General features: G+C 48.0%; 19 protein-coding genes. 11 read left to right on the top strand and 8 right to left on the bottom strand.

Translation table 11 applies throughout. The features are described from left to right. Nucleotides 1-90: 90 nt before the first annotated feature. From D082_RS03555 to D082_RS03545, 3 genes are all read right to left on the bottom strand, one after another. Entirely contained in the window at nt 91-1,605 is a 1,515-nt protein-coding gene (locus tag D082_RS03555) for an SLBB domain-containing protein (RefSeq protein ID WP_238546815.1), read from the bottom strand. 537 nt (nt 1,606-2,142) lie between these two features. After that, nucleotides 2,143-3,315, bottom strand: a complete 1,173-nt coding sequence (gene cruG / locus D082_RS03550; RefSeq protein WP_028946431.1) for a 2'-O-glycosyltransferase CruG — start codon at nt 3,313-3,315, stop codon at nt 2,143-2,145. Nucleotides 3,316-3,390: 75 nt separating this feature from the next. Then, nucleotides 3,391-5,373, bottom strand: a complete 1,983-nt coding sequence (locus D082_RS03545; protein WP_028946430.1) for a PAS domain S-box protein — start codon at nt 5,371-5,373, stop codon at nt 3,391-3,393. Nucleotides 5,374-5,911: 538 nt separating this feature from the next. Here D082_RS03545 and D082_RS03540 point away from each other — a divergent pair. The 6 genes from D082_RS03540 to rfbB all read left to right on the top strand — a co-directional run bounded on the left by D082_RS03540 (nt 5,912) and on the right by rfbB (nt 13,548). Further along, nucleotides 5,912-6,958: a hypothetical protein gene (locus D082_RS03540; RefSeq protein ID WP_028946429.1), complete on the top strand. Its 1,047-nt coding sequence runs from the start codon at nt 5,912-5,914 to the stop codon at nt 6,956-6,958. A gap of 17 nt (nt 6,959-6,975) precedes the next feature. Further along, on the top strand, nt 6,976-7,587 hold the full coding sequence (locus D082_RS03535; protein ID WP_038530134.1) for a PspA/IM30 family protein: 612 nt from the start codon (nt 6,976-6,978) through the stop codon (nt 7,585-7,587). 68 nt (nt 7,588-7,655) lie between these two features. Continuing rightward, nucleotides 7,656-7,952, top strand: a complete 297-nt coding sequence (locus D082_RS03530) for a hypothetical protein (RefSeq protein ID WP_238546814.1) — start codon at nt 7,656-7,658, stop codon at nt 7,950-7,952. A gap of 52 nt (nt 7,953-8,004) precedes the next feature. Then, nucleotides 8,005-11,385, top strand: coding sequence for a replicative DNA helicase (gene dnaB, locus D082_RS03525; protein ID WP_028946427.1), 3,381 nt, complete (start codon nt 8,005-8,007; stop codon nt 11,383-11,385). Between the two features lie 195 nt (nt 11,386-11,580). Beyond that, entirely contained in the window at nt 11,581-12,492 is a 912-nt protein-coding gene (locus D082_RS03520) for a MoxR family ATPase (RefSeq protein ID WP_028946426.1), read from the top strand. Between the two features lie 27 nt (nt 12,493-12,519). After that, nucleotides 12,520-13,548, top strand: coding sequence for a dTDP-glucose 4,6-dehydratase (rfbB, locus tag D082_RS03515; RefSeq protein WP_028946425.1), 1,029 nt, complete (start codon nt 12,520-12,522; stop codon nt 13,546-13,548). 57 nt (nt 13,549-13,605) lie between these two features. Here rfbB and D082_RS03510 read toward each other — a convergent pair whose 3' ends face one another. The 4 genes from D082_RS03510 to gmk all read right to left on the bottom strand — a co-directional run bounded on the left by D082_RS03510 (nt 13,606) and on the right by gmk (nt 17,261). Then, nucleotides 13,606-13,869 carry a hypothetical protein gene (locus tag D082_RS03510; RefSeq protein ID WP_028946424.1) on the bottom strand — a complete coding sequence of 88 codons (264 nt, stop codon included), beginning with the start codon at nt 13,867-13,869 and terminating at the stop codon, nt 13,606-13,608. Between the two features lie 80 nt (nt 13,870-13,949). After that, the gene (locus D082_RS03505; RefSeq protein ID WP_028946423.1) at nt 13,950-15,215 is read right to left on the bottom strand and encodes a glycosyltransferase; all 1,266 of its coding nucleotides are present in this window, start codon (nt 15,213-15,215) and stop codon (nt 13,950-13,952) included. A 60-nt stretch (nt 15,216-15,275) separates the two neighbouring features. Then, nucleotides 15,276-16,607, bottom strand: coding sequence for a histidine phosphatase family protein (locus tag D082_RS03500; protein WP_028946422.1), 1,332 nt, complete (start codon nt 16,605-16,607; stop codon nt 15,276-15,278). Nucleotides 16,608-16,673: 66 nt separating this feature from the next. Then, entirely contained in the window at nt 16,674-17,261 is a 588-nt protein-coding gene (gene gmk, locus D082_RS03495) for a guanylate kinase (RefSeq protein ID WP_028946421.1), read from the bottom strand. A 289-nt stretch (nt 17,262-17,550) separates the two neighbouring features. Here gmk and D082_RS03490 point away from each other — a divergent pair, with 289 nt between their 5' ends. Continuing rightward, a complete protein-coding gene (locus D082_RS03490; protein WP_028946420.1) occupies nt 17,551-19,095 on the top strand; it encodes an efflux RND transporter periplasmic adaptor subunit in 1,545 nt (514 codons plus the stop codon). Nucleotides 19,096-19,156: 61 nt separating this feature from the next. Then, complete coding sequence (locus D082_RS03485; protein WP_028946419.1) at nt 19,157-19,720, top strand: NUDIX hydrolase; 564 nt, start codon at nt 19,157-19,159, stop codon at nt 19,718-19,720. Nucleotides 19,721-19,725: 5 nt separating this feature from the next. Here the strand turns inward: D082_RS03485 and D082_RS03480 are convergent, their stop codons facing one another. Then, nucleotides 19,726-20,472: a hypothetical protein gene (locus D082_RS03480; protein ID WP_028946418.1), complete on the bottom strand. Its 747-nt coding sequence runs from the start codon at nt 20,470-20,472 to the stop codon at nt 19,726-19,728. 164 nt (nt 20,473-20,636) lie between these two features. On the opposite strand from D082_RS03480, the gene purL reads away from it, so the two are divergent. From purL to dapB, 3 genes are all read left to right on the top strand, one after another. Continuing rightward, nucleotides 20,637-22,946, top strand: coding sequence for a phosphoribosylformylglycinamidine synthase subunit PurL (gene purL / locus D082_RS03475; protein ID WP_028946417.1), 2,310 nt, complete (start codon nt 20,637-20,639; stop codon nt 22,944-22,946). 93 nt (nt 22,947-23,039) lie between these two features. Next, nucleotides 23,040-23,372, top strand: a complete 333-nt coding sequence (locus D082_RS03470) for a co-chaperone YbbN (protein ID WP_238546813.1) — start codon at nt 23,040-23,042, stop codon at nt 23,370-23,372. Between the two features lie 87 nt (nt 23,373-23,459). Then, a complete protein-coding gene (gene dapB / locus D082_RS03465; protein WP_028946415.1) occupies nt 23,460-24,287 on the top strand; it encodes a 4-hydroxy-tetrahydrodipicolinate reductase in 828 nt (275 codons plus the stop codon). Nucleotides 24,288-24,370 lie beyond the last annotated feature (83 nt).

The following is a 24,370-nucleotide window of genomic DNA, read 5'->3' as shown; positions in this document are numbered from 1 at the left end:
TAAAAGTTATGTTCAAATAGGGAGATTCTGATAGCACCAATTATCTAGAAAATATAGACACTATTATCAATCAATCTTGACTGCTAGTTATTAATTAATTAGGTTGATTAAACTAAGACCTCCTCCTCCCAATAGTGCTCCAATGGGGCTAAATAGTTCCCTTAGGGTGTCGGTAGCCTGGGTTAAACCGCTGGTGTTAACCAAGACTACGTCATTATTTCTCAGAGTCGGGTTTCTGTCGGAACTAATGTTAAGACCAAAATCTGGGGCAATATTAAGCCTCGTGACTGTACCATCGGGGTTTAAACGAATCAGATCAACACTAGCTTTATCTGCTCGAATAGGATCAAAAGAACCAGCTGCTAAAATTGCTTGGTTCAAGGTTGAATTCGGCTGGAGCTGAATCGCACCTCCCCGTCGCACTTCTCCGACAACGTTAACAGTGATGGAGCGAGGGGAAAAGTTGGCAGTGGCAATGGCTTCAAATTCATCTGGTGAAAGTTGTTTAGCTTGGGGAACCGTGATGACATCGCCGTTTTGGAGAATAACGTCCTTATCTAAATTCCCTTCGTCCAAAAGTTCCCAAAGATTCACCACAATTAACTCGAAGTTGCCATCCCGATTTTCCCGCCGCACTTCGACATTGCGAATATCCGCCTGGGATTTAATGCCCCCTGCTTCCTGAATAGCTTGGGTTAAACGCACAGGTTGGGTATTTTCTACGTTCAGACTTGAGCCACCACCGCCACCGCCGCCACCAACTTCACCAATGCTAGAAGCTCGAATGGCAGGGGAAAGTTTGTAAGAACCAGGGCGAAAAATTTCTCCAATCACCGCTACGTTGATTTCTTGCTCAAAGCGGATGCCAAAATTTGCGTCGGCTAATTGTCGAACTTCCCTCGGATCTGTAGCTGTTTTACTAGGGATAATGACGATGTCCCCGTCCCGTAAGGTTACGTTTTGACGGGAGTTTCCTTCCCGCAGTAGTTCCCACAGGTTGATGCTGTAGTTTTCTTCGTAGTTACCTTTTTGCCGCCGCAGTTGCACTCGACTAATATCAGATACCGGGGTGAGACCACCGGCCTGCTGGATAACTTGGGTCAGGGTGGGAAACTTCTGACCACCTTCGATCGCCAGGGCATAGGCGCCCGGGGAATTTACCTCACCGGCAAGGGTAATACTTAGGGGCCGGGGAACAGTCAGAATGGCGGTGACCAAGGGACGGCGGATATATTTTGCGTACTGATTAACCAAAAGTTGGTTTAGCTCCGGGATGGTTAGGTCGACAACTCTAACAGTGCCAATGAGGGGAAAACCGATGGTGCCATCAACCAAGACCTGATATTCCCCAGATAACCCTTCCACCTGCAGCACATCAACCCGGAGGCGATCGCCAGGACCGAGGGTATATTCACTCTCCGGGGGGAGAACCGAAGGAGCGTTTTGAGGGCTAACTTGTTGTAATTGACCGGGGGATGGACTACCAATTTGAGCTAATGCTTCCTGTGTCCACAGACCCAAACAGGCCATGGTGCTTACCAATAGCGCACCACTAAACTTAGAGCTAAAGGATTGACGGGGATTCATCGCATTCAAAGGGAGCATATCATTCACCAAAGGAGAAAAGCCCAAAGTAAAGTAAGGATTCACTTAGATTATAAAGAGACTATTAGGTCCTTTTTAGTTTCCATATTCAGGGCAGACGGATCGCTCCCATGGCCTGGGCACATCGTAAACAGATATTATCAAAACAATGGGTCTAAAAGCCCGTGCTTTAGAACGACTTGACAAGATAGAGTGGAAGTGGTCACTGACCCCCCCGAGACAATGGATTAAGAAAGCCTAACGAGCGAAGTCCACTAAAACTGGCGGCGCAGACAAATCGATAGACATCGATAAACAGAGAAAAGAGGATAGGGCAATGGGCAGTCCATCCCTTGAGTCAACCCATAACATCTTTCCGTCGAAAATCGACACCGAAGAACCCCAGGGCTTGGGGGGATAGTCTGGGTCGTAAACGTAAGGCCATAAAACTCCTAGGGAGTAGAGGCCGTTACTACGAAGCAGCAACCTAAATCGTGAGGTTTAGGAATCCCTTTCCTTTTATGGAAGAGATGATGTCAACTTTGCCTGAGGTAAACCTTAGTAAACTCTACCCCGCCACTGTTTTGGGGTTTGGGAAGCGGAAAGAATAATCCTGGTCACCGCCAAAGGATCAGCCAACGGAGAAAGCCAATAACTCCAAGCTCCCTGCCCCGAAGGTCGGTAATAGGAAGGATAAATGGCAATCAACATGGCCCAACGGATTAAAAGTAGCAATCCATTGAGGGCGATCGCCAAGCGGAGGGTCAAAAAATCAAAATCTTCCCCCCAGAGCATCAACAATAGGGAAAAAAGCAAAATGGGCAAGCCCTGCACCAGTACCAAAAAAATAACCTCTGCCCATAGCCGGGTCGGCACCGTCGCATCCTTTAAATCCAAAGACCGCCCCCATTCCCGCCAAGTCTCGCCAATACCTTCATACATTCTTACCCGGATCAGGTTAGCTCCATCGAGAAAACCCACCCGATAGCCCCGTTGGGCCGCCGCCCTGGCCAAAGTCACATCATCACAAAAGGAGCGAGCCGCCAGCTTATAGCCCTGCAAAGCCTCCAACACCGATCGCCGACAGAGAAAACATTGGCCGTTGGCCATAACTGTTTCCGGAGCCTGTTGCCTCACTCCTGCGGATTCAAAGCGGTAAAGCAAAGTCATCAGCAGTGCCGGTTGGAGCCACCATTCCCCGGCCGATTGCAAAATAAATTGGGGTGAAAGGGAAAGTATGTCGTAGCCTTCTTCCTCCGCCGCTTGTACCACACTGGCCACTAGCCCCGGTTGGGGTTGGGTGTCCGCATCAATGCCCAAAATCCACTCACTAGCGCCATCGCTTTGGTTGAAACCGTAGTTGAGGGCCCAGGGTCGACCCACCCAATTATCCGGCAAGGGATCATCGGTCAACAGTCGCAAACGGGGATTATCTTTCGCCAGGGTTTGAACTAAGCTCTGGGTGCCATCGGTAGAACGACTATCCACCACCAAAACCTCTCGCAACGGTGGCCCCTGTTGTGCCAAACCCACCAGACAGGGCGTTAACCGGGCCGCTTCATTCAACGTAGGCACCACCACCGACACATTTCGGGCACCATCTTTCGGCAAAAATATTGGTTTCAATGGCGATCGCCGTTGGGCTCCCTTAACCAAACGACTAAGCAAAATCAAACTAGCTACCCCCTGGGACAGCAATAACCCCAGGCAAAGCATGGCAATAATCAGCATTATTTCCAAAAGGATGAATAAACTTTTCCCAACTAGCAGGCCGGAAAAGAGGACGAGATCTGGACCAGTGGATGGCTATTTAGGAATGGATAAACGCACCGTTGTGCCCAGCCCCAGCTCACTTTTAATCTCGATTTTGCCCCCATAGAAGGTTACCAATTTTCTGGCGATCGTCAAACCAATGCCAATACCCGCAATATGTCCCACATTGGAACCCCGCTCAAACGGCTCAAAAATTTTATCTAGCTCCCCCGGGGGAATGCCAATGCCATGGTCTTCAATTTCAAAAATGATCGTGTCAGCAGATTCCCGGAGACGAAAATTAATTGTAAAATCAGTCAGGGAATACTTAATGCCATTGGTAAGTAAATGATTTAAAATTGGTGCCAACAAAACTGGATCAAATTTAATTGATGGTTGTTCACATTTAGAAATTAAATGGGCAGAAAAATAGATTTGATAAGGTGCATGGAGATATTCATTTTTACGAACTAAACTCTCACAAAAAGCCAGCAGATCACCATCAACCACCATGGGCTCAATTTCTTCATTGTTGAGATTAATGGTGGTAATATCATTAATCAACTCATCAATATGCTTAACTCCTCTGAGAATTGATTCTAGATACTGTGCTTGTTTTTCCCTTGTGATTTTTTCCTGAAACTTTTCCATAATTGAGGCGGCACAGGAAATAGTCGTTAAAGGAGTCCGAAATTGGTGGGAGATGGCGGTAATAAATTGGGAACGCAGTTCATTTAATTCCTTTTCCCGTTGTAAAGCCAAAGAAATACTATTTTCCATGGCTTTTCGGTCACCGATATCTTGGATCATAACCACACAAAAATTTAAACTGCCATCGGGATGGCGGTTAGCTTGTACCCCAAGGTTGACATAGACAAAATGACCATTCTTGTGAATGTAACGTTTATCAATTTGGTAGCCATCTATTTCTCCGTTCAATAGGCGCTGATAATTTTCCAAATCTTGCTGAATATCATCGGGATGGGTAATTTCTGCCCAGGTTTTTATTCGCAGTTCCCCGGGGGAATAACCTACCATTTCGCAGAATTTGCGGTTGACGTTGCGCCAAAATTTATCGACGGAAACTATGGCCATGCCAATGATAGATTGATCAAAATAAAGTTGTAGTAACTGCTGTTGTTCACATATTTCTGCAGCTCGAAGTTTGACCCTCTGTTCTAACTGCTGATTGATTTTGCTAACATCATCTCTGGATTTGGTGATTTCTTGTTCATATTTGACTCGCCTAGTAATATCCTTAACATGGGAAATAAAATATAGTGGCTCTCCGTTAATAGTCCGTACCAAAGATGTGGAAACTTCACCATAAATAACATAACCTTCACGGTGAATATATCTTTTTTCAAAGGTAGCAAAGTCTGTATGATTATTGATCGCTTCTTTCATTGCTTGAGTGCTAATTTGCTTATCTTCCGGCATGGCTAAATCATTGACCCCCATAGATTGCATTTCCTCTGGGGTATAGCCGAATATATCGGCCATCTTCCGGTTCACCCTAATCAAGTTGCCCTGGAGATCTACTAAACAAACACCAATGTTGGCATTTTCAAAAACCAGGCGAAATTTTTGCTCACTTTGTTGAAGGAAGTTCTTTAATCGAATTAATTCCTGTTGGGTTTGCTTTTCCGCCGTAATATCCAACACTACGCCGAACCAGACAGTGTCATTATTGACCAATCTTTCGGGTTGGGAGTTGGTGCGTAACCACTTGAGTTTTCCTGACGGGGTGATGATGCGCCATTCTGAAGATAACGGTTCAAGGGTAGCCCGACTATGGGCTAGGGCTTGGCTTTGGCGAATTTGGTCGTCGGGATGAATTTGCTTTATAAGTGTTTCCGCATCGGCCAGCGCGGCGGCGGCACTGACTTCGTAAACAAGTTCAATTTTGGAGCTTACATAGGTAAAGGCAACAGAATCATCACTGTGTTGAACAAGGCAGTATGATACCCCTGGCATTGCGTCTGCCACTTTCTGCAAAAATTCCTCTGGCCCACAACCAGGTAAAGAAACAGACATAGACTCAAAGCCCAAATCTAATGAAGAATTTTTGAGCAGCAAAAATCGGCTGCCCCAAGGCAAAAAGGACTGCTCTCCAGTTAAATCAAAGGAACAAACTGATTAAAAAACAAAGATCATGGGCCCATCAGTAGAAGGGGAAACTCAGACACTTGTTCAGCTCGATTCACAGGATTTGTGAGAATGGTTATGGCTGGTGAGGGACTGGAAAAATTCCTTTACCGGGCCATGTTCTACTCCAATTTTACCATTCCTGTCCTGTAACACTTCAGACGCATAATGATGGAAACTCACCACTTTTGAGATAGCAATCTGCCTATGCATGATGCGGAGAGTTTTGAGAGTTATTGGGGTTAGGAGGTTTCGTTGTAGGAACCCCCTTGATGCAAACTGGGTCTTTGGTGGGGATGTCAATTAGGACCATGCCTGGGCTAGAATGTCGCTCAGACTCCCACCTCCAGAAATGCTGCTTTACATCCATCGGTTTGCCTAAGCTTACTTGGCCCCGAATAAACCGCCGTTGATTGGTGCCCCTGCCATGACCGACTACTCCGCCGTTGATAAATCTTCCTCTATTTCCAACGAGTCCGACTGCATTCAGGCAGAATTGATGGCCGAGGAGGAAACTAACCCTGGGGTAACCTATGAACCGGGGGAGTCAAGCTTGGCGGCTTTGGATTCTCCCCTAGAGGCAACGGAGAGTTTTGCCTTCAGCTTCATTGATCGCCCAGTTCCCCAGAGTAAAGAATCCCCCACTTCCACAGAGGAACTTTTCGCCCGCCTGTTCACCCCCTGGAGTTTGGTGGGACTGCTGATGTTGGTGGCGGCCAATGGCCTATTGACCATCTACGGTTTGACCGCGAGGGTGCCGGGGCCAGCGATGACAGTGGCTAACTTTGACGGTTTACCCCCCATTCCCCCCAGCTTGCCTCCAGTGGCGGAAGTTTCCCCTCGCCTTAACTTACAAAAGCTCAGTGAGGTAGTGGTGGTGCGGGAGCCGGAACAATCTATTCCCCGTTCCCCCCAGGCGATCGCCCATCAAAATCCTTCTGTTTCTTCACCTCCGGCAATGATCCCCCCAGCCCAGCCAGTGCCCATGGCCGGTTATAGCCCCTATTTGAATGATCCCCGTTATGTAGCAGCCGGCTCCGGCCCTATTATCTCCCCCCGGCCTAGTCAGTCAGGCTCACCATTGCCCACCATTGCTATTCAACCCATTCGTCAAGCCCCGACTCCTCCTCTTCCTCCTCCCCCTCCTCCGCCCATTAGTGCCGGTATGGGCAGTGCCATTGCCCCCCCACCCCCGGTGGCCCAGGCTAATTACGCCACCCAAAATGCTAATGTTTCCGGTTCTGCAACTCCGGCCGGTGGCGATGTGCAATCGCAAATCTACCAACAGTTGCCCAACGCAACTGCCCCAGGACCCGCCACTGGTGGTGGTGAAGGTCAATCTTTTAATCAGAAAACCCGCCAACAGTTAACCAGAATTTATAATCAGGGGGGAAGTACCGCTGATGCTGGCACAAGCCCGGCCACTCAACAGCTAGTGCAAGAACTAGAAAGCCTTAACCAAGCACCCTACTAGGGTTTGACCCCTTTGCTATGGAACTTTTAAATCGGGTTGGACGGGCGTTGAAGTCCCAGTTGAGCCATTGGCAACGGCAACAGGAAGCCCCAGAGGAACTGCTTGAACGTTTATTGGGGGAAATGGAGCTGGAGTTAATTGAGTTACGACGAGCCTTGGCCCAAGCCATTGCCACGTTTAAAAGCACGGAACGTCAGAGGGAAGCCCAGAAACTGATTACCCAACGGTGGTACGAAAAGGCCCAGGCAGCTTTGGATGGAGGTAATGAACAATTGGCAAGGGAAGCGTTAACCCAGAAGCGTTCCTACCAAAGTCATACGGAAGCTCTGGGAGAATCCCTCACAGAACAACGGGCCATCATTGAACGGGTGCGGGGGGACCTACAAAAGTTGGAGCGCAAATATCTGGAACTCAAAAGTCAAAAGAGTCTTTACTTAGCCCGCCTGAAATCGGCGATCGCCGCCCAAAAAATCGAAGAGATTACCGGCAATTTTAACAACGCCAGTGCCAGCAGTTTGTTTGCAAGAATTGAGACCAAAATCCTGGAATTAGAGGCTGAGCGAGAATTACTCAGTTCTTCACCGCTCGAAAAAAAGTTTGAGCAAAACCGCAGTGCATCCTACGATTAAAGGCTTTATAGCCCCAAAGCATCATGGGCGGGGTATTCGCTATATCATGGGCATATGAGAAGTTTTTGTTGGTCACCACTGCCTTGCATAGCGAAATTATTTGTTTTCCTCAACTGCCCCTCGCCGTTTACCGAGAAATAGCAGCCCACGTGCAACAGATTGCCGGAGTAACAGCCACCCTCTTCGCCCCCACTTTTACTGAGTTTGACTATTACAACAGTCAGGTCGGAGGGATCGAATTAAGCTTTAATGATGATTTTGCCCCCGGCGATCGCCAGATAATCGAGGAAATTCTAGCCTTCTATGCCAACCGATACGGGACTCCAGAGCGACAGCCCGCCATGGTTTCTTCCTACACCGCTTAAAATATTTTCTCCATTAGCTGAGAATTAGACTGTCTCGAATCATTCCAACTTAATGGTTGCTAACCCCGCCCTACCGCCCCAAAACATTGAAGCTGAAGAGTGCATCCTGGGGGGTATTCTCCTCGATCCAGAGGCCATAGGTCGCATCATTGACCTCTTAGTGGTGGACGCTTTTTACGTCAAAGCCCATCGTTTGATCTATGAGGCCATGCTCAGTCTCCATGGCCAAAGTCAGCCCACAGATTTGATGTCCGTCAGCAGTTGGCTCCAAGATCACCATCATTTCGAGGCGATCGGGGGCATGATCAAATTAACCCAATTGTTAGATCGCACCATTTCAGCGGCGAACATTGACCGTTTTGCTGTCCTAGTAATGGATAAATATTTGCGCCGCCAATTGATTGCAGCGGGGTATGACATCGTTGATTTAGGTTATGAAACCAGCAAAGAATTAGAAGTAATTTTTGACGAATCGGAACAGAAAATCTTTCGCTTGACCCAATCCCGTCCCCAGGCAGGACTAGTCCCCCTATCGGAAACCTTAGTTAACACTTTCATTGAACTAGATAAATTACACGAAAAACTTTCCAGTCCAGGGGTAGAAACTCAGTTCTATGACCTCGATGCGATGACAGGGGGATTACAGCGGGCAGATTTAATTATCTTGGCTGGTCGGCCATCAATGGGTAAGTGCTGTGCGGCCAATGCAGAAATTGTTTTAGCAAATGGACGTATTTGTACAATCGCCGAAATTTATAAGCAAAAGAAAGCAGAGTTATTAACCCTTAACCAAGATTGGAAACTCGATTGGACCAAGCCTTCAGACTTCATTGACGATGGCATTAAACCAGTTTTTCGTGTCACCACAAGATTGGGGCGTTCTCTGGAAACTACATTGACCCATCCCTATCTCACAATAATGGGTTGGCAGACCCTTGCCAATTTAAAAGTAGGGGATAAAATTGCTGTGCCCCGTCACATACCTTGTTTTGGCAACAAAATTTTAAATTCTGGTAAGGTCAAATTATTGGCATATTTGATTGGTGATGGAGATGTTACCGGATCCTGTCCTCGATTTACTAATATTAACCCTAGAATTAGGGCAGATTTTGAGGAGGCAACTAGGGATTTTCCAGGTATTAAACTTACTGTTGAAACTTCTAACAACACCCGCACTCCGACCTTAAGAATTTCTAAGAATGTAAAAGTAATCGCTCGGAAAAGAGAAATTTTTAGTGAGAATCTTAATAACATAATTAAAACTAGATCTTTAAAAACCAAAGAATTAGCTAGTAAAGTAAAAGTCAGCATTGCCAGCATTGATAATTGGAAAAAAGGTTATTGTTTTCCAGAGAAAAATAAGTTCAAATTACTTTGCCAGGCTTTAGGAGTTGAGCCCAGTCTATTGTTGCCTCCAGAAGCCCAGGAAACGGAACTGATAAAAAATGGAGCTAGTAGTATAAAAATTTGGCTAGAAGAACTGGGGGTAGATGGTAAAACCGCCCATACCAAAACTATTCCTGATCTAGTTTTTCAATTGGAGAAATCTTTACTGGCTCTCTTTCTAAATCGCTTGTTTGCCACGGACGGTTGGGCTAGCATTCTTAAAAGTCAGCAAATTCAGCTAGGTTATTGCAGTGTCAGTGAAAAATTAGCTCGACAAGTTCAGCATCTTCTTTTGAGATTTAGTATTATTGCAAAACTCAAAAGAAAAGCAGTTAAATATAATGATCAATTAAGAAATGCTTGGCAATTGGATATTACTGATGCTTATTCAATTAAAAATTTTATTGAGCAAATTGGCATTTTTGGTAAGGAAGAGCAACTTATCGCTATTCAATCTTTACTAATCAATAGAAACTATCAGACTAACTGTGATCTTATTCCTATCGAGCTTTGGGAACAATTAAAATTATCTAAAGAAAATGAATCTTGGTCTTCTTTAGCTAAGCGTTCCGGCATTATTAATTGCAGTAATCTTCATGTAGGCAAAAGAGCTTTGACAAGAGCTCGCTTACTAAAGCTATCAAACTCCTTGGCAAATGTTCCCTTTCAGCAATTGGCGACTAGTGATATTTATTGGGATGAAATTGTTTCCATTGAATCCGTTGGCTTAAAACAAGTCTATGATTTGACAGTGCCAGAAACCCATAACTTCATTGCCAATGATATCTGTGTGCATAATACAGCTTTTGGCTTAGGAATTGCCGCAAATATTGCCAAAAATCAAAATTTGCCAGTGGCTATTTTTAGCCTAGAAATGTCTAAGGAACAGTTAGCATTAAGACTTTTGGCCAGTGAATCTTTAATTGATAGTAATCGTCTGCGGACGGGGCATTTTAGCCAAGCAGAATTTGAGCCTTTAACGGCAGCCATGGGCACCCTTTCTAGTTTGCCTATCTACATTGATGATACGGCAAGTATTTCCGTGACCCAAATGCGTTCCCAAGTTCGACGTCTGCAAAGTGAGCAAAAAGGTCCCTTGGGCATGGTTTTAATTGATTATTTACAACTAATGGAGGGCGGCAGTGATAATCGGGTGCAGGAGTTATCAAAAATTACCCGTTCCCTCAAAGGTTTAGCTAGGGAAATTAATGCGCCGGTAATTGCGTTATCTCAGCTGAGTCGAGCGGTGGAATCGAGAACTAATAAGCGACCAATGATGTCAGATTTGAGAGAAAGTGGTTGTATTAGTGGAGATAGTTTAGTTAACTTAGTTACAAGTAAAAGAGCCTCTATTAGAGATCTAGTAGATCAAAAAGATTTTGAAGTATGGGCAATTAATGAACAGACAATGAAACTAGAATCAGCTAAAGTTAGTCGTGTATTTTGCACTGGAAAAAAGCTGGTTTACATTTTGAAAACTCGGCTAGGTAGAACTATTAAAGCAACGGCAAATCATAAATTTTTAACTATTGATGGTTGGAAGAGATTAGATGAGTTATCTTTACAGGAGTATATTGCCCTGCCCCGTAAACTAGAAAGTCATGCTTTACAGTTAATGAGTGATGAGGAACTGGGACTACTGGGGCACTTGATTGGTGATGGCTGTACTTTGCCTCGCCATGCAATTCAATATACAAGTAATAAAATAGAATTAGCTGAGGTAAACAAATTGTCTCAGAGTGATATTTATTGGGATACCATTACCTCTGTCACCGAAGCTGGAATCGAAGAAGTTTTTGATTTAACTGTGCCAAGTCTACATAATTTTGTTGCGAATGACATCATCGTTCATAACAGCATTGAGCAAGATGCAGATTTGATTATGATGATTTATCGAGATGAATATTATAATCCTGACACGCCGGATCCAGGGGTAGCAGAACTGTTAATTGTTAAACATAGAAATGGACCTACGGGCGTAGTTAAATTGCTTTTTAAACCGGAATTTACCCAGTTTTTAAACCTACAACGAACTAATGACTACTAGATTAAAAAAGTAAATTTTGTCCATAAAGTTGCTGTTTAGTTGACTGTCAAGGAATTTTTTCAACCTTTTGCCCGTCAATACTAAACCAGTGGACTCTGCAAATACACAGTTACCTTGGGCACATCGGGTAAGGTACAGTGAAAGCTGTTGATTTGTTATCCAAACCACCTTAGCCCTCGGCGCGATACTTCCCCTATGCGAGAACAGATTTCCGTCCTGACCCAAAATCTTAGTCAAACCATTGTGGGCAAGGATGAGGCCATTCGTTTGGTGCTAGTGGCCCTACTGAGCGGGGGCCATGCTCTGTTGGAAGATGTACCCGGTGTGGGCAAAACCCTCCTGGCCAAGTCCCTGGCCCGGTCCATTAATGGCAAGTTTCAACGGGTACAGTGCACCCCCGATTTATTGCCGACCGATATTACTGGCACTAACATTTGGAACCCCAGTAGTCGTGAGTTTGAATTTTTGCCTGGCCCAGCGTTTGCAAATATTCTGCTAGCCGATGAAATTAACCGGGCTACCCCCCGCACCCAGGCCGCTTTGTTGGAGGTAATGGAGGAAAGGCAGGTAACAGTTGATGGTGAGACCCGATTGGTGCCCCATCCCTTCTTTGTCATTGCCACACAAAATCCCATTGAGTACCAGGGCACTTTTCCCCTACCGGAAGCCCAGTTGGATCGTTTTGCCCTTTCCCTGAGTTTGGGTTACCCCTCGGAAGCAGAAGAACTAAAAATGCTCCAGCGGCAACAAAATCCAGAGGCGATCGCCGTGGGGGATTTGGAATCCTGCATTTCCCTGGAAGAAGTGGAGGCATTACAAAAAGCGGTGCGGCAGGTGAAATTGACGGAAGACTTGCAACAGTATCTTTTGCGATTGGTGCGGGCATCCCGGACTGATGAGGATGTTACTTTGGGGGTTAGTCCGCGGGGTACTACAGCTCTGCAACGGGCGACCCAAGCTTTTGCCTTTTTGGAAGAACGGGATTATGCCATTGATGATGATGTGAAATTTGTTGCTCCCCATGTTTTGGCCCACCGTTTAATTCCTGCGAGCGGCAAAGATCCCAAGGCAATTTTGCAAAGACTTTTGGACAGCGTCCCCATTTGATTTAAGCGTTTTTAATCGTTCTTTCCTATGGCCAACACTCCCGTTCTGATTACCGGTGGGGCCGGTTTTATTGGTGCTAATTTTGTTTACCATTGCGTTCAAGCCTATGACCATCGCCCCATTGTTGTTTTAGACGCCCTTACCTATGCTGGTAACCGAGCAACCCTGGCCCCTTTGGAAAAATTAGCTAATTTCCGTTTTGTTCAGGGGGATATTGGCGATCGCCATTTGTTGGATAAATTGTTGAAGGAAGAAAAGATTGAAACCATCGCCCATTTTGCGGCGGAATCCCATGTTGATCGTTCCATCCTTGGCCCTGGGACCTTTGTGCAAACCAATGTGGTGGGCACTTTCACCCTATTAGAAGCTTTTCGAGAACATTGGCAGAGGCAGGGAAGACCAGCCCAGTTTCGTTTTCTCCATGTTTCCACCGATGAAGTTTACGGTAGTTTAGCCCCCGATGAACCGGGTTTTCGAGAAACAACTTCCTACGCCCCCAATAGTCCCTATTCCGCTTCCAAAGCTGGCAGTGATCATTTGGTGCGGGCCTATTTTCACACCTATGGTCTGCCTACTTTAATTACCAATTGTTCCAACAATTACGGCCCCTATCAATTCCCTGAAAAGTTAATTCCTCTGATGTGTCTGCATATTTTACAGGGGAAAAACTTACCAGTGTACGGCGACGGCGAGAACGTACGGGATTGGCTCTATGTCACAGATCACTGTCAAGCTCTGGACTTGGTTTTGAACCAAGCTTTACCAGGGGAAACCTACAACATTGGCGGCAATAATGAAGTCAAAAATATTGAATTAGTTAAACTTTTATGTCAATTAATGAATGAATTAGTGCCCCATTTGCCTGTGCAGCCGGCCGAAAAATTAATCACCTATGTAACCGATCGCCCAGGGCATGATCGCCGTTATGCCATTGATGCCAGCAAAATTAAACAGGAATTAGGCTGGGAGCCCAAAGTGACCGTGGAACAGGGGTTAAAGCAGACAGTGCAATGGTATTTGGACAATGAAGCCTGGTGGAGGCCTCTGCTGGGCTAATGGACCTCAACCAAGGGCGATCGCCCAGCAAATTCGGCAACGGAGATTGGCAATATTCTATTGCTGCGGTGGACTTTCCCGCTCCATCTCAATACGGAGGGGGGCATCGGGTTTTTGCGTTAATCCCAAGCTATTAAGAACCTGCACCACGCCAAAAGCCACCACTATCCCCAGCACCAGTCCTCCCACCACCAAAATGACAAACCAGTTGCGGGCTTTTTTCAGAGCCTCTTCCCGACGAGCTCCTGTGATGTCATCGTATTCGTCAAAATTAGATTTACCGTGGTCGGAGCCACCACCATTAGGGGAAGGGAAAACCATAAAATCTCAGGGCGATCGCCAGAATAGTTCCTTAAGGTTATCGTGATTTTCCATCTTGGCAAAGCTCAAAGTTTACTAACCTAAGATCGACTTCCTGCCCCCATTGTCCCCCGTTCAATAATATCCGCTGCCTTAGCAACTCCCCCAGAAGTCCTAATTGCTTGCTGAAGCCGGAGAGCATTCTTTTTATAGGAATCCTCCGTTAGAACCTTGTTGAGGATCGACCGTAGATTTGTCTCATTGAGTTTACTTAATGGGATAAATTCCCCCACTCCGGCCCAAGTAATTCTGGCCGCCACCCCTGGCTGATCATTGGCAATGGGAATGGCCACCATTGGCACTGCATTATTGAGACATTCTAATGTGGTATTGAGACCGGCATGGGTAATGGTGAGGGCGGTTCTTTGTAGCAGTTCCAGTTGGGGAGCGTAATGGACAACGAGGGGATTGCCCGGTAGTACAGGAAAAGATTCCAGCTTGGCTCCCCCCAAGGAAATGACTAATTGAACATCTAAACCTAGACAGGCTTTGGCAATGGTTTCAAACGTGCCCACTAACTGATTTTGAATGGTACCAAGGGAGGCGTAGATGAGAGGTTGATTGGTCAATTTCTCCCAAGGAAAATCAGAAACATCCCGGCCGACTGTACTGTGAAAAGGGCCAGTGAAGTGAAAGCATGACGGTAAACATTGTCGTGGAAATTCCAGGGCCGCCGGTTGCTGACTAATTTGCGCCAATTGGGAGTAGCGGTCATTGGGGCTAAATTGGGGGGGTAAATTCCAGCGACGACGATAATCATTGATCAATTCTGTAATCGGTTTGGTGACCCAATTTAAGACTGCATAGCCAAGGCGATTCCGCAGTTGCCCCGACCAACGGGGATCATATTGCCAAGGGGTGGAATAGGGCGGTATGGTGGGCTCACGATTAAGAACTACAGCACTACATATACTTATAAAGGGAATGCCCAGGCGATCGGCAATGGTGCTCCCTTCTTGGGAAACTTGATCGACCAATAAAACTTCTACACCGGCCCGGGTCATCACCCCCGGGGCTTCCGCCAAGAAGGATTCCGCTTTTTTTGTAATCGTGGCCACAGTGTATTGCAACGCCTTAAGCCCACTGAGTTTTCCCAACTGGGCTATAAATTCTGCCTGGGCCCCCAAGGGAAATTCCACCTCGGCGATCGCCTGAAAATTCAGACTGGCGGCCAGGGTTTTAGCCTGGGCATCCAGCACCCCAAACAGAGTTACGGTATGACCCCGTTGTTGCAGTTCCCTACCCAGGGGCAACATGGTGTTGAGATGTCCCGTGGTGGCTGGACAGAGTAAACCAAAGTGAGTCATGGCAAAAAGGCAGTTACGGAACTAGAACTAATGGGAGCGCTAGTTGCCAATTTACCAGGCCTAGAGAGCCCCGGCAGCGGTTTTATCCAACACTGTGCCCAAATGGCCCATTAGGTTAATAGCCTGAATCACCGGGGGTTTATCCAGACCCTGGGGATAGTCAATCACACTCACCCCACCATTACCCTGTTTAATCTGCCAAAAATGGGCTGGGGATAACCCCAATAAATAAGCCAAAATAACTTTGTTGATGGCATCGTGGGCTACCACAATCCCCACCGTGGAGCCATCTCCTTGGCTATAGAATTTGACCCGATCCTGCCAACAGGCGATTGCCCGGTCCCAGACCTGTTGCAGATTTTCCCCTTCCGGCATTTGCACCGTAGCGGGGGCATCTTTCCACTGTTGTAATAATCCGGGGTATTCCGCTTCAATTTCCGTTTCTAGCTTGCCTTCCCACAAGCCATGGCAAATTTCCGTTAATTCCGGTTGTAAATCCAACTCCACATCGGGGTGATATTGCAGAATGATTTCCGCCGTTTCCTTAGGCCGGGCCATGGGACTACTGATGCCTAGATTGATAGGGACATCCTTAAGAAATTCCGCCGCCTTTTGAGCTTGGTTTTTACCGTTTTCGTTCAAGGGAATATCGCGAATGCCCTGGAAACGTCCTTCGCGGTTCCACTGGGTTTCCCCATGGCGAATGAGGAGCAAACGGAGGCGATTATCATGTTTGCGCGGAGGGGGCAGAGGTAGTCCCATGTGGGCCGTTTGATTCAAGGATTCCAGTTGTACCGGATCGCCCCAGCCGCCGCTAAAGTTCAACACGTTGATGTTGCAGTTGGACTGTTGCAGGCCTTGGTAATGGGAAGCTGGCATGCCAATGGCACTCATTAACAAGCAACGGTTAATGCCATTGTGGGCCACAATCAGTAGGGTTTGTCCTTCTGCTCCGGCCAAGGCATCTTGCCAAAACCTTTGGGCCTGGGCGTAAAGGGAAGCAACAGGGTAATGCTCCACCCCATCCACTGTCATGGCCAATTGATCCGGAGCTTCGTGCCAAAGGCGGTATTCTTCGGGATATTGGCGGGCCACATCGTCTTTGGTCATTTTTTCCCACAGGGGTAGATTGACCTCCAACAAATTTTCGCTGGGAATCAACTCCGGTGGTTGGGCAAAACTGGCCTGGATAATTTGGGCTGTTTCCTTGGCCCGGCGCAGGGGACTGCAATAGATTTTATTGATCGCCAGGGAGCTAAGGGTTTGCCCCACCTTTTGGGCATCGGCCTTGCCTTTGTCAGTGAGCACCGATAGATCACTGCGACCCTGAATGCGTTTTTCTGCGTTATAGGTGCTCTGCCCGTGGCGAACAATGATGACGCGAGTAGCCAATCCCTCTGCCTCCTGAACAATAAAATCAGACCAATTTTACAGGGTTGGGGCGGCAGTGGCCTTATTTTAATCCTGGGGCTGGTTTCCCCCATCAATTAGCTCCATTAAGCGATGCAATGCCTGGTCTAGGTCATCGTTCACCAGTTGGTAGTCAAATTCCCCCGCTGCTTGCAATTCCTGGTGGGCCTGGGCCAAACGTTTGGCGATCGCCGTTTCACTGTCGGAACCACGGCCCCTTAACCTTGCCTCCAACACCTCCACAGAGGGGGGCAAAATAAAAATCCGCCGGGCGGAGGGAAAAGTCTGCTTAATTTGCCGGGCCCCCAGCACTTCAATTTCCAGCAACACGGTTTTGCCCTGGGCGATCTGTTCTTCCACTGGTTGTCGGGGAGTGCCGTAATAGTTGCCCGCATACTCAGCCCATTCCAGTAATTTTTCTTCGGCAATCCAAGTTTGAAACTCTTCCTTACCCAAGAAATAGTAGGATTTACCGTCTTCTTCCCCCGCCCTCGGCGATCGGGTGGTGGCGGAAATGGATAAAAACCAACGGGGCTGGTGTTCCAACAGCATTTGCACTAAGGTACCTTTGCCAACCCCACTGGGGCCGGTCAGCACAATCAATTGTCCTTTTGCTTGGGTTCTATCTGCGGTCATTGCACGAAAAACTGGTTAAAACTTAGGGTGGATAATCTGAAAAACTAGGCGATCGCCTTTTGGATGTAGGGATAGAGATTGTCAGTGCAAAGATTCTGGGCCGGGCAACCACAGAATGGCAATAGTTCCCAGTCAGACCGTTTTCCCCAGCTTTTGGGTATAAATAAACCCCAAAATCTCCAAATACTCCCTAGGAACGAAGCGTACCAAGGGAAAAATCGGCTACCCTAGGGCTTGGTCTCCATGTAAACTTTTTTTAAAGATTAGCCCATTTAGTCCCCTCTTCCCCATGACTAAGCCCCCCTTACTTCCTGAAACGTTCGCTGAGCCAGAAAAGGAGCAAAATACTGGCAAACAGAGTCTTTCCTTTCAGCCCATTCCCCAAGCTTCCAGGGCAAAAAAATGGCTATGGGTTGCGGTGGGGGGATTACTGTTGCTAGGGGGCGGAGGTTATTGGTGGTTCCAATCCCGTCCAGCCGGGCCGCCAGCCGGAGCAATGATGGGACAAATGCCCCCAGCCCCGGTGAAATGGGAAGTGCTAGAACCCACTAATGTGAGAGATTTCACCACCCTAATGGGAACTTTGGAAGCCCCCAAAGGCACAGAAATTGATTCGGAAATTGATGGGCGAGTTCAAGAAATTTTGGTCAGGGAAGGCCAACGGGTACAGAAGGGACAGGTTTTATTCCGCATTGACAACGATATTCTACAAACCCAGTTACTAGAAGCCCAGGCTAATCTAGCGGCGGAAAGGGCCCAATTGGCGGAGTTGGAAGCAGGCAGTCGTCGGGAAGATATTGCGGCGGCGGAAGCCCAATTACGCCAGGCCCAAACCCGTTTGGCCAATGCTAAAGGGGGAGCAAGTCCTGAGGAAATTGCCCAGGCCCAAGCCCAATTGGATTCTACTAAAGCAGCGGCGGAGTTGGCCAGTGAACGGGTGCGCCGGTTTCGTAATCTGCGGGATCAAGGGGTGATTTCCCTCGATGCCTATGATCAACAGTTAAAGGAAGAACGGCAGGCGATCGCCGATGTGGAAGCGGCCCAACGGAGGTTACAACAGCTCAAGCAGGCCCGTAGCTCCGATGTGGAAAGGTTAACGGCGGAAGTGGATGCCCAACGGCAAAATTTAAATCGTTTACAAGCCGGGGAGCGGCCGGAAAGCATTGCCCAAGCTCGGGCTCGGGTAGGGCAGGCCCTGGCCAGCGTCAAAACCCTCCAGGCCCGCCTAGATAAGTCGGAAATTACCGCTCCCTTTGCCGGAGTAGTGGGGTATATTCCCGTGAAATTGGGGGATTACGTTCAGGCCAACGATGATTTGACCAATTTGACCGAAAATCAACAGTTAGATCTAAATTTGGCCGTGCCCCTGGCCCAAGCATCTCGATTACAATCCGGTTTGACGGTGGAAATTCTTGATGGCCAGGAAAAGGCGATCGCCAGGGGACAAATCAGCTTCATTTCCCCCGACGTAGACAACGATGGTCAGAGCGTTTTGGCCCGGGCCACCTTTAACAACCAAGACCAAGCATTGCTCAATCGTCAATTGGTGCAAGCCCGTATCATTTGGGATGAAAGCACAGGACTAGTGGTGCCCACCGTTGCCGTCACCCGCATTGGGGGGGAATCCTTTGTCTATGTTGTTCAGGAAAAGGAAAATGAGCAAACGGGGGACCCATCGCTAATTGCCCAACAAAAAGCCGTTAGCCTGGGCAGTATCCAGGGTAGTAACTATCAAGTGTTGACGGGGTTAGAACCGGGCGATCGGGTTATCATCGCCGGTCTATTGAGGGTGCAGGACGGAGCCCCCATCCAACCGGTACCGGAGGAAAGCTGATCAAGACTAAGTTGATAGCCAATTGTCGATTCAGAACTATTGTTTGTCTAACCAACCGATAATGATTGCCCCAGAAAAATCTGCCCGTTCCTTGGAAATTGCCCCGGTACTCCAGCAAAAACTTTTTTATCGGGGGCGCAAATTCAACTTTGAAGTTAGTCGCAGGCAATTGCCCAATGGGGTGGTGGGGGACTGGGAATTAATTCAACACCCAGGGGGAGCCCTAGTGGTCCCCATTACTCAGGAAGGACAATTGGTATTGGTGCGCCAGTATCGTTTTGCCCTAGCGGGGCGGTTGTTGGAATTTCCGGCTGGCACTGTGGAAGTGGGAGAAAATCCAGCAGAAACCGTTAAACGGGAATTGGAAGAAGAAGCGGGTTATCGTGGCCACACATGGCAAACCATTGGCCAGTTTCCCCTGGCTCCGGGCTATTCCGATGAAATTATTTACGCCTATCTCGCCACGGATCTCGAAAAATTACCCAATCCCCCCGCTCAGGATGAAGACGAAGACATTGAAGTGGTGTTAATGGAATTTGACCAATTCGAAATGGCGATCGCCGAAGGAGAAATGATCGACGCTAAATCCATTGCCAGTTACTTTTGGATGCGCCATTTACTTTGACAAAACTAAAATAAGCGACGTTTAACCGGGGCCGACTTTGGGGAGCTGATGGCGGATTTTTTAACCGGCTTTGACCCGTTGGTTTTAGTCTTAGGTAGGGTTTTTGCTGTGGGCTTGGCAGGGCTAGAGCGTCGTTGCAGAGGGCCAAGATCGGTGGCATTTTCCAACACCAATTCGTTGTTCTGTAATGTAGCTTCAATGTCCCAAAAGCGCCTGAGGGGGCGGCGGCAAATCTCTCCTTCCGCATCCTTTAAAACTCCACTAATTTTTACCTTAAAAAATAGGGGACGTTTGCTAGGAGGTTTAGGAGATTGACGGACTTTAACAACAATATTTTCCCTTGCCTGGGAAACAAACACCACTTCTCCCCGGATGGAAAAGTAAGGACGCTCTTTTTCGGGACTAGCTAAAGGGCTGGGACTGGAAGCGGAGGTCAAACCGGGGCCAAGATTTTCCGGCTCCCATAGTCCTGCCAATTGAAAATGAAGATGATCATCCTTGTCCCGTAGTCGGGGGTACACCACCCAAAAATGAGGATCTTCTAGATTGGCGTGGCGTTTAAACAAGCTAAAAGTTTTTCCTAATAGTACCGCCTCAACAATGTCGCCGGTTTCTGTCACCAATACTCCCCTTTGGGTAGATTCCTCGCTGGCATAGTAGCGCCCATATACCACCCCGATCGCCCGGAATTGTTTGGGGTGACTGGGGGGAGAAATGGGATGCTGACGGGGCTGTAGCTCGGAATCGGCCATGGATCATCAAAGTCAGTTTTTAAAAGGGTAGTCCGGGTTGGGGCTCGGATTTCAAACCCTTTGGACACTAGGCACATTCTACCTCGAACCATCTAGCCGGGTTGTTTTTCGGCAATGTCAGATAAAATGAGCCTGGAGTGCCCAACCCCTTCGTTCCTATTTTTATGACTGCCCCTTTTACCCCCGCTGAAATTGCCGCTGAAGGTATTAAGCCCGAAGAATACGAAGATATTGTGCAACGGCTCGGCCGCCATCCCAATAAAGCCGAGTTGGGGATGTTTGGGGTGATGTGGTCAGAACATTGCTGTTACAAAAACTCCCGGCCTTTGCTCGGCAAATTTCCCACCACTGGAGAAAGAATTTTGGTCGGCCCCGGAGAAAATGCTGGGGTAGTGGATTTGGGGGATGGCCTGAGGCTGGCGTTCAAGATCGAGTCCCATAACCATCCTTCCGCAGTGGAGCCATTCCAAGGAGCGGCCACCGGAGTGGGGGGCATTCTGCGGGATATTTTCACCATGGGAGCCCGGCCGATCGCCATTTTGAACTCTTTGCGGTTTGGCAATTTGGACGATGCCAGGAATCGACGCATTTTCATGGGGGTTGTGGATGGCATTAGTCATTACGGAAATGCAGTTGGAGTACCCACCGTGGGGGGAGAAATTTACTTTGACCCTGCCTACTCCGGTAATCCCCTAGTCAATGCCATGGCTTTGGGTCTAATGGAAACGGAAGAAATTGTTAAAGCCGGGGCTTCTGGGATAGGCAATCCAGTTTTATATGTCGGTTCCACCACAGGGCGGGATGGCATGGGGGGAGCCAGTTTTGCCAGTGCCGAGCTAACGGATCAATCCATGGACGATCGCCCAGCGGTGCAGGTGGGGGATCCATTTTTGGAGAAATCTTTAATAGAGGCCTGTTTAGAAGCCTTTAAAAGTGGTGCAGTGGTGGCGGCCCAGGACATGGGAGCGGCGGGAATTACCTGTTCCACTTCGGAAATGGCAGCCAAGGGTGGGGTAGGCATCGAATTGGATTTAGATAAAATTCCGGTGCGGGAAACGGGGATGGTGCCCTACGAATATTTACTGTCTGAGTCCCAGGAACGGATGTTATTTGTGGCCCAACCGGGACGGGAACAGGAATTAATCGACATCTTCCATCGTTGGGGCTTGCAAGCGGTGGTGGCGGGGCAAGTAATTGCGGACCCCATTGTGCGGATCTTTTTCCAGGGAGAAATTGCGGCGGAAATTCCCGCTACGGCCCTGGCTGATAATACCCCTGTTTACCATCGACAGTTACCGGAAAATGCTCCGGATTACGCCCAACAGGCATGGCAATGGCAAGCGGATCAATTACCCATGGCACAGCAACAGGGCATTGAAATTAATGGTCAATTACTGAGTTGGAACGATGTTTTAAAACAACTCTTGGATACCCCTAATATTGCCTCCAAACAATGGGTTTATCGCCAATACGACCATCAAGTCCAGAATAATACGGTTCTTTTGCCTGGGGGAGCCGATGCCGCTGTTATCCGTGTTCGCCCCATCAATGCAAATCCGGCGGACTGTACCATTGGCGTGGCCGCCACCACCGACTGTAACCCCCGCTACGTTTATCTTCATCCCTATGCAGGAGCAAAGCTGGCCGTAGCAGAGGCGGCCCGTAACCTTAGTTGTGTGGGGGCAGAACCCCTAGCCGTGACCGACAATTTAAACTTTGGCAGCCCAGAAAATCCCGTCGGTTATTGGCAATTGGCCACCGCCTGCCAAGGCATTGCCGAAGCCTGTGAAAACTTAAGTACACCTGTTACGGGTGGTAATGTCAGTCTTTACAACGAGACCTTGGATGGGGAGGGGAAACCCCAGCCTATTTATCCCACCCCGGTAATCGGCATGGTGGGGTTAATTCCTGATTTAACTAAAACCGTTGGTCAAGGTTGGCAAGTAACAGGGGATTTAATTTACTTATTAGGTAGCAATGCCCAGAATGTTTTGGGAGGTTCAGAATATTTAGCCGTTATCCATCAAACAGTGGCGGGCCAACCCCCTAGCTTGGATTTTGATCTGGAAAAAGCAGTGCAAAAAGCCTGTCGCCATGGCATTGGCCAAGGTTGGTTAAATTCGGCCCACGATTGTGCCGAAGGGGGATTGGCGGTGGCCTTGGCCGAGTCTTGTATCAGCGCCAATTTAGGGGCGGAAGTGATGATTAATGCCAATGAGCAACGCTTAGATCAATTACTGTTTGGGGAATCAGCCAGTCGGATTATTGTTTCCATTGATGCCCAATACCAATCAGTGTGGGAAAACTATCTACAAGGGGTTTTAAATGATCACTGGCAAAAGCTGGGCGTTGTGGGTTCCTCTTGCACTAACCTAACTGTTTTAACCTCCGATAATACAGTTTTAATTGACTCTGATTTAGCCGCCATGGCAGAAACCTGGCAAACGGCGATCGCCCGTCGTCTGAGCCATTGAACCAAGGGGGATCAGTTGGGATCATTCCTCCCTTTGGGGGCAAAAATGGTTGTAGCATGGGGAATAAGGGATCAGTCCGCTAGAAATAAGCCCATGCTAGCCGTTAACGAAGACAACTTTGATAATCTCGTTCTTCAATGCCCAAAGCCGATTTTGGTTTACTTTGGGGCTCCCTGGTGTGGGCTGTGTCACTTTGTTAAACCTTTGCTCAACCGCCTCCACGGGGAATGGGGAGAACAACTCGTTTGTGTGGAAGTTAATGCCGATGTCAATCTGCATTTAGCCAACGCCTACCGCTTGAAAAATCTTCCCACTCTGATTCTCTTTAACCGTGGCCAGGTAATCCAACGACTGGAGGATTTCCGGGTTAGGGAAGATCTCCATCGCATCCGGGAGCAAATAGCGGTTTCCCTTTTCTCTTCCTGAAACCATCCGATGCTTGCCCTGGGTTAACCGTTGCCCAACAATAGAGAAGGTTAATTAATTGAGTAATTGGGTAAAGCTGGGGCAATTATGGCTAGCAATGATTTAATTCCTGTAGTAGTAAACGGTGCGGCCGGAAAAATGGGCCGGGAAGTAATTAAAGCCGTAGCCCAGGCTCCAGATCTTCAGTTAGTGGGAGCAGTGGATCATAATCCCAGTCTTCAAGGTCAAGACATTGGTGAAGTGGTGGGCATTGGCCCTTTGGAGGTGCCAGTTCTTGCCGATCTCCAGAGTGTGTTGGTGTTGGCCACCCAAGAAAAAATTCAAGGGGTAATGGTGGATTTTACCCATCCCAGTGGTGTTTATGACAATGTCCGTTCGGCGATCGCCTATGGGGTGCGGCCCGTGGTGGGTACCACCGGATTGAGTGAGCAACAAATCAAAGACCTGGGAGACTTTGCCGAAAAAGCTAGTACGGGGTGTCTGATTGCCCCCAACTTTGCCATTGGAGTGCTGTTAATGCAACAGGCCGCCGTCCAGGCCTGCCAGTACTTTGACCATGTGGAAATTATTGAATTACACCATAATCAGAAAGCCGATGCTCCCAGCGGCACCGCCATTAAAACCGCCCAGATGTTAGCGGAAATGGGAAAAACCTTTAACCCAGCGGCCGTGGAAGAAAAGGAAACTATTGCTGGAGCCAAAGGGGGATTGGGGCCAGGGCAAATTCCCATCCACAGCATTCGTTTACCGGGATTAATCGCCCATCAAGAAGTATTATTCGGTTCACCGGGGCAACTCTACACCATTCGCCACGACACCACCGACCGGGGCTGCTATATGCCGGGGGTACTCCTGGGCATCCGAAAAGTAGTAGAACTCAAAGGTCTGGTTTACGGTCTAGAAAAATTACTTTAGCCAATTAAAAACTTTGCTCAACAAATTCTAGCCCCAACCTAAGTAACCGGACAGAGTGTGCATAAAACCATTAATCAAACCTA

The organism is Synechocystis sp. PCC 6714 (assembly GCF_000478825.2).
GTDB lineage: Bacteria > Cyanobacteriota > Cyanobacteriia > Cyanobacteriales > Microcystaceae > Synechocystis.
The sequence above is the reverse complement of the archived record's forward strand: the minus strand, read 5'-3'. Positions and strand labels throughout refer to the sequence as shown.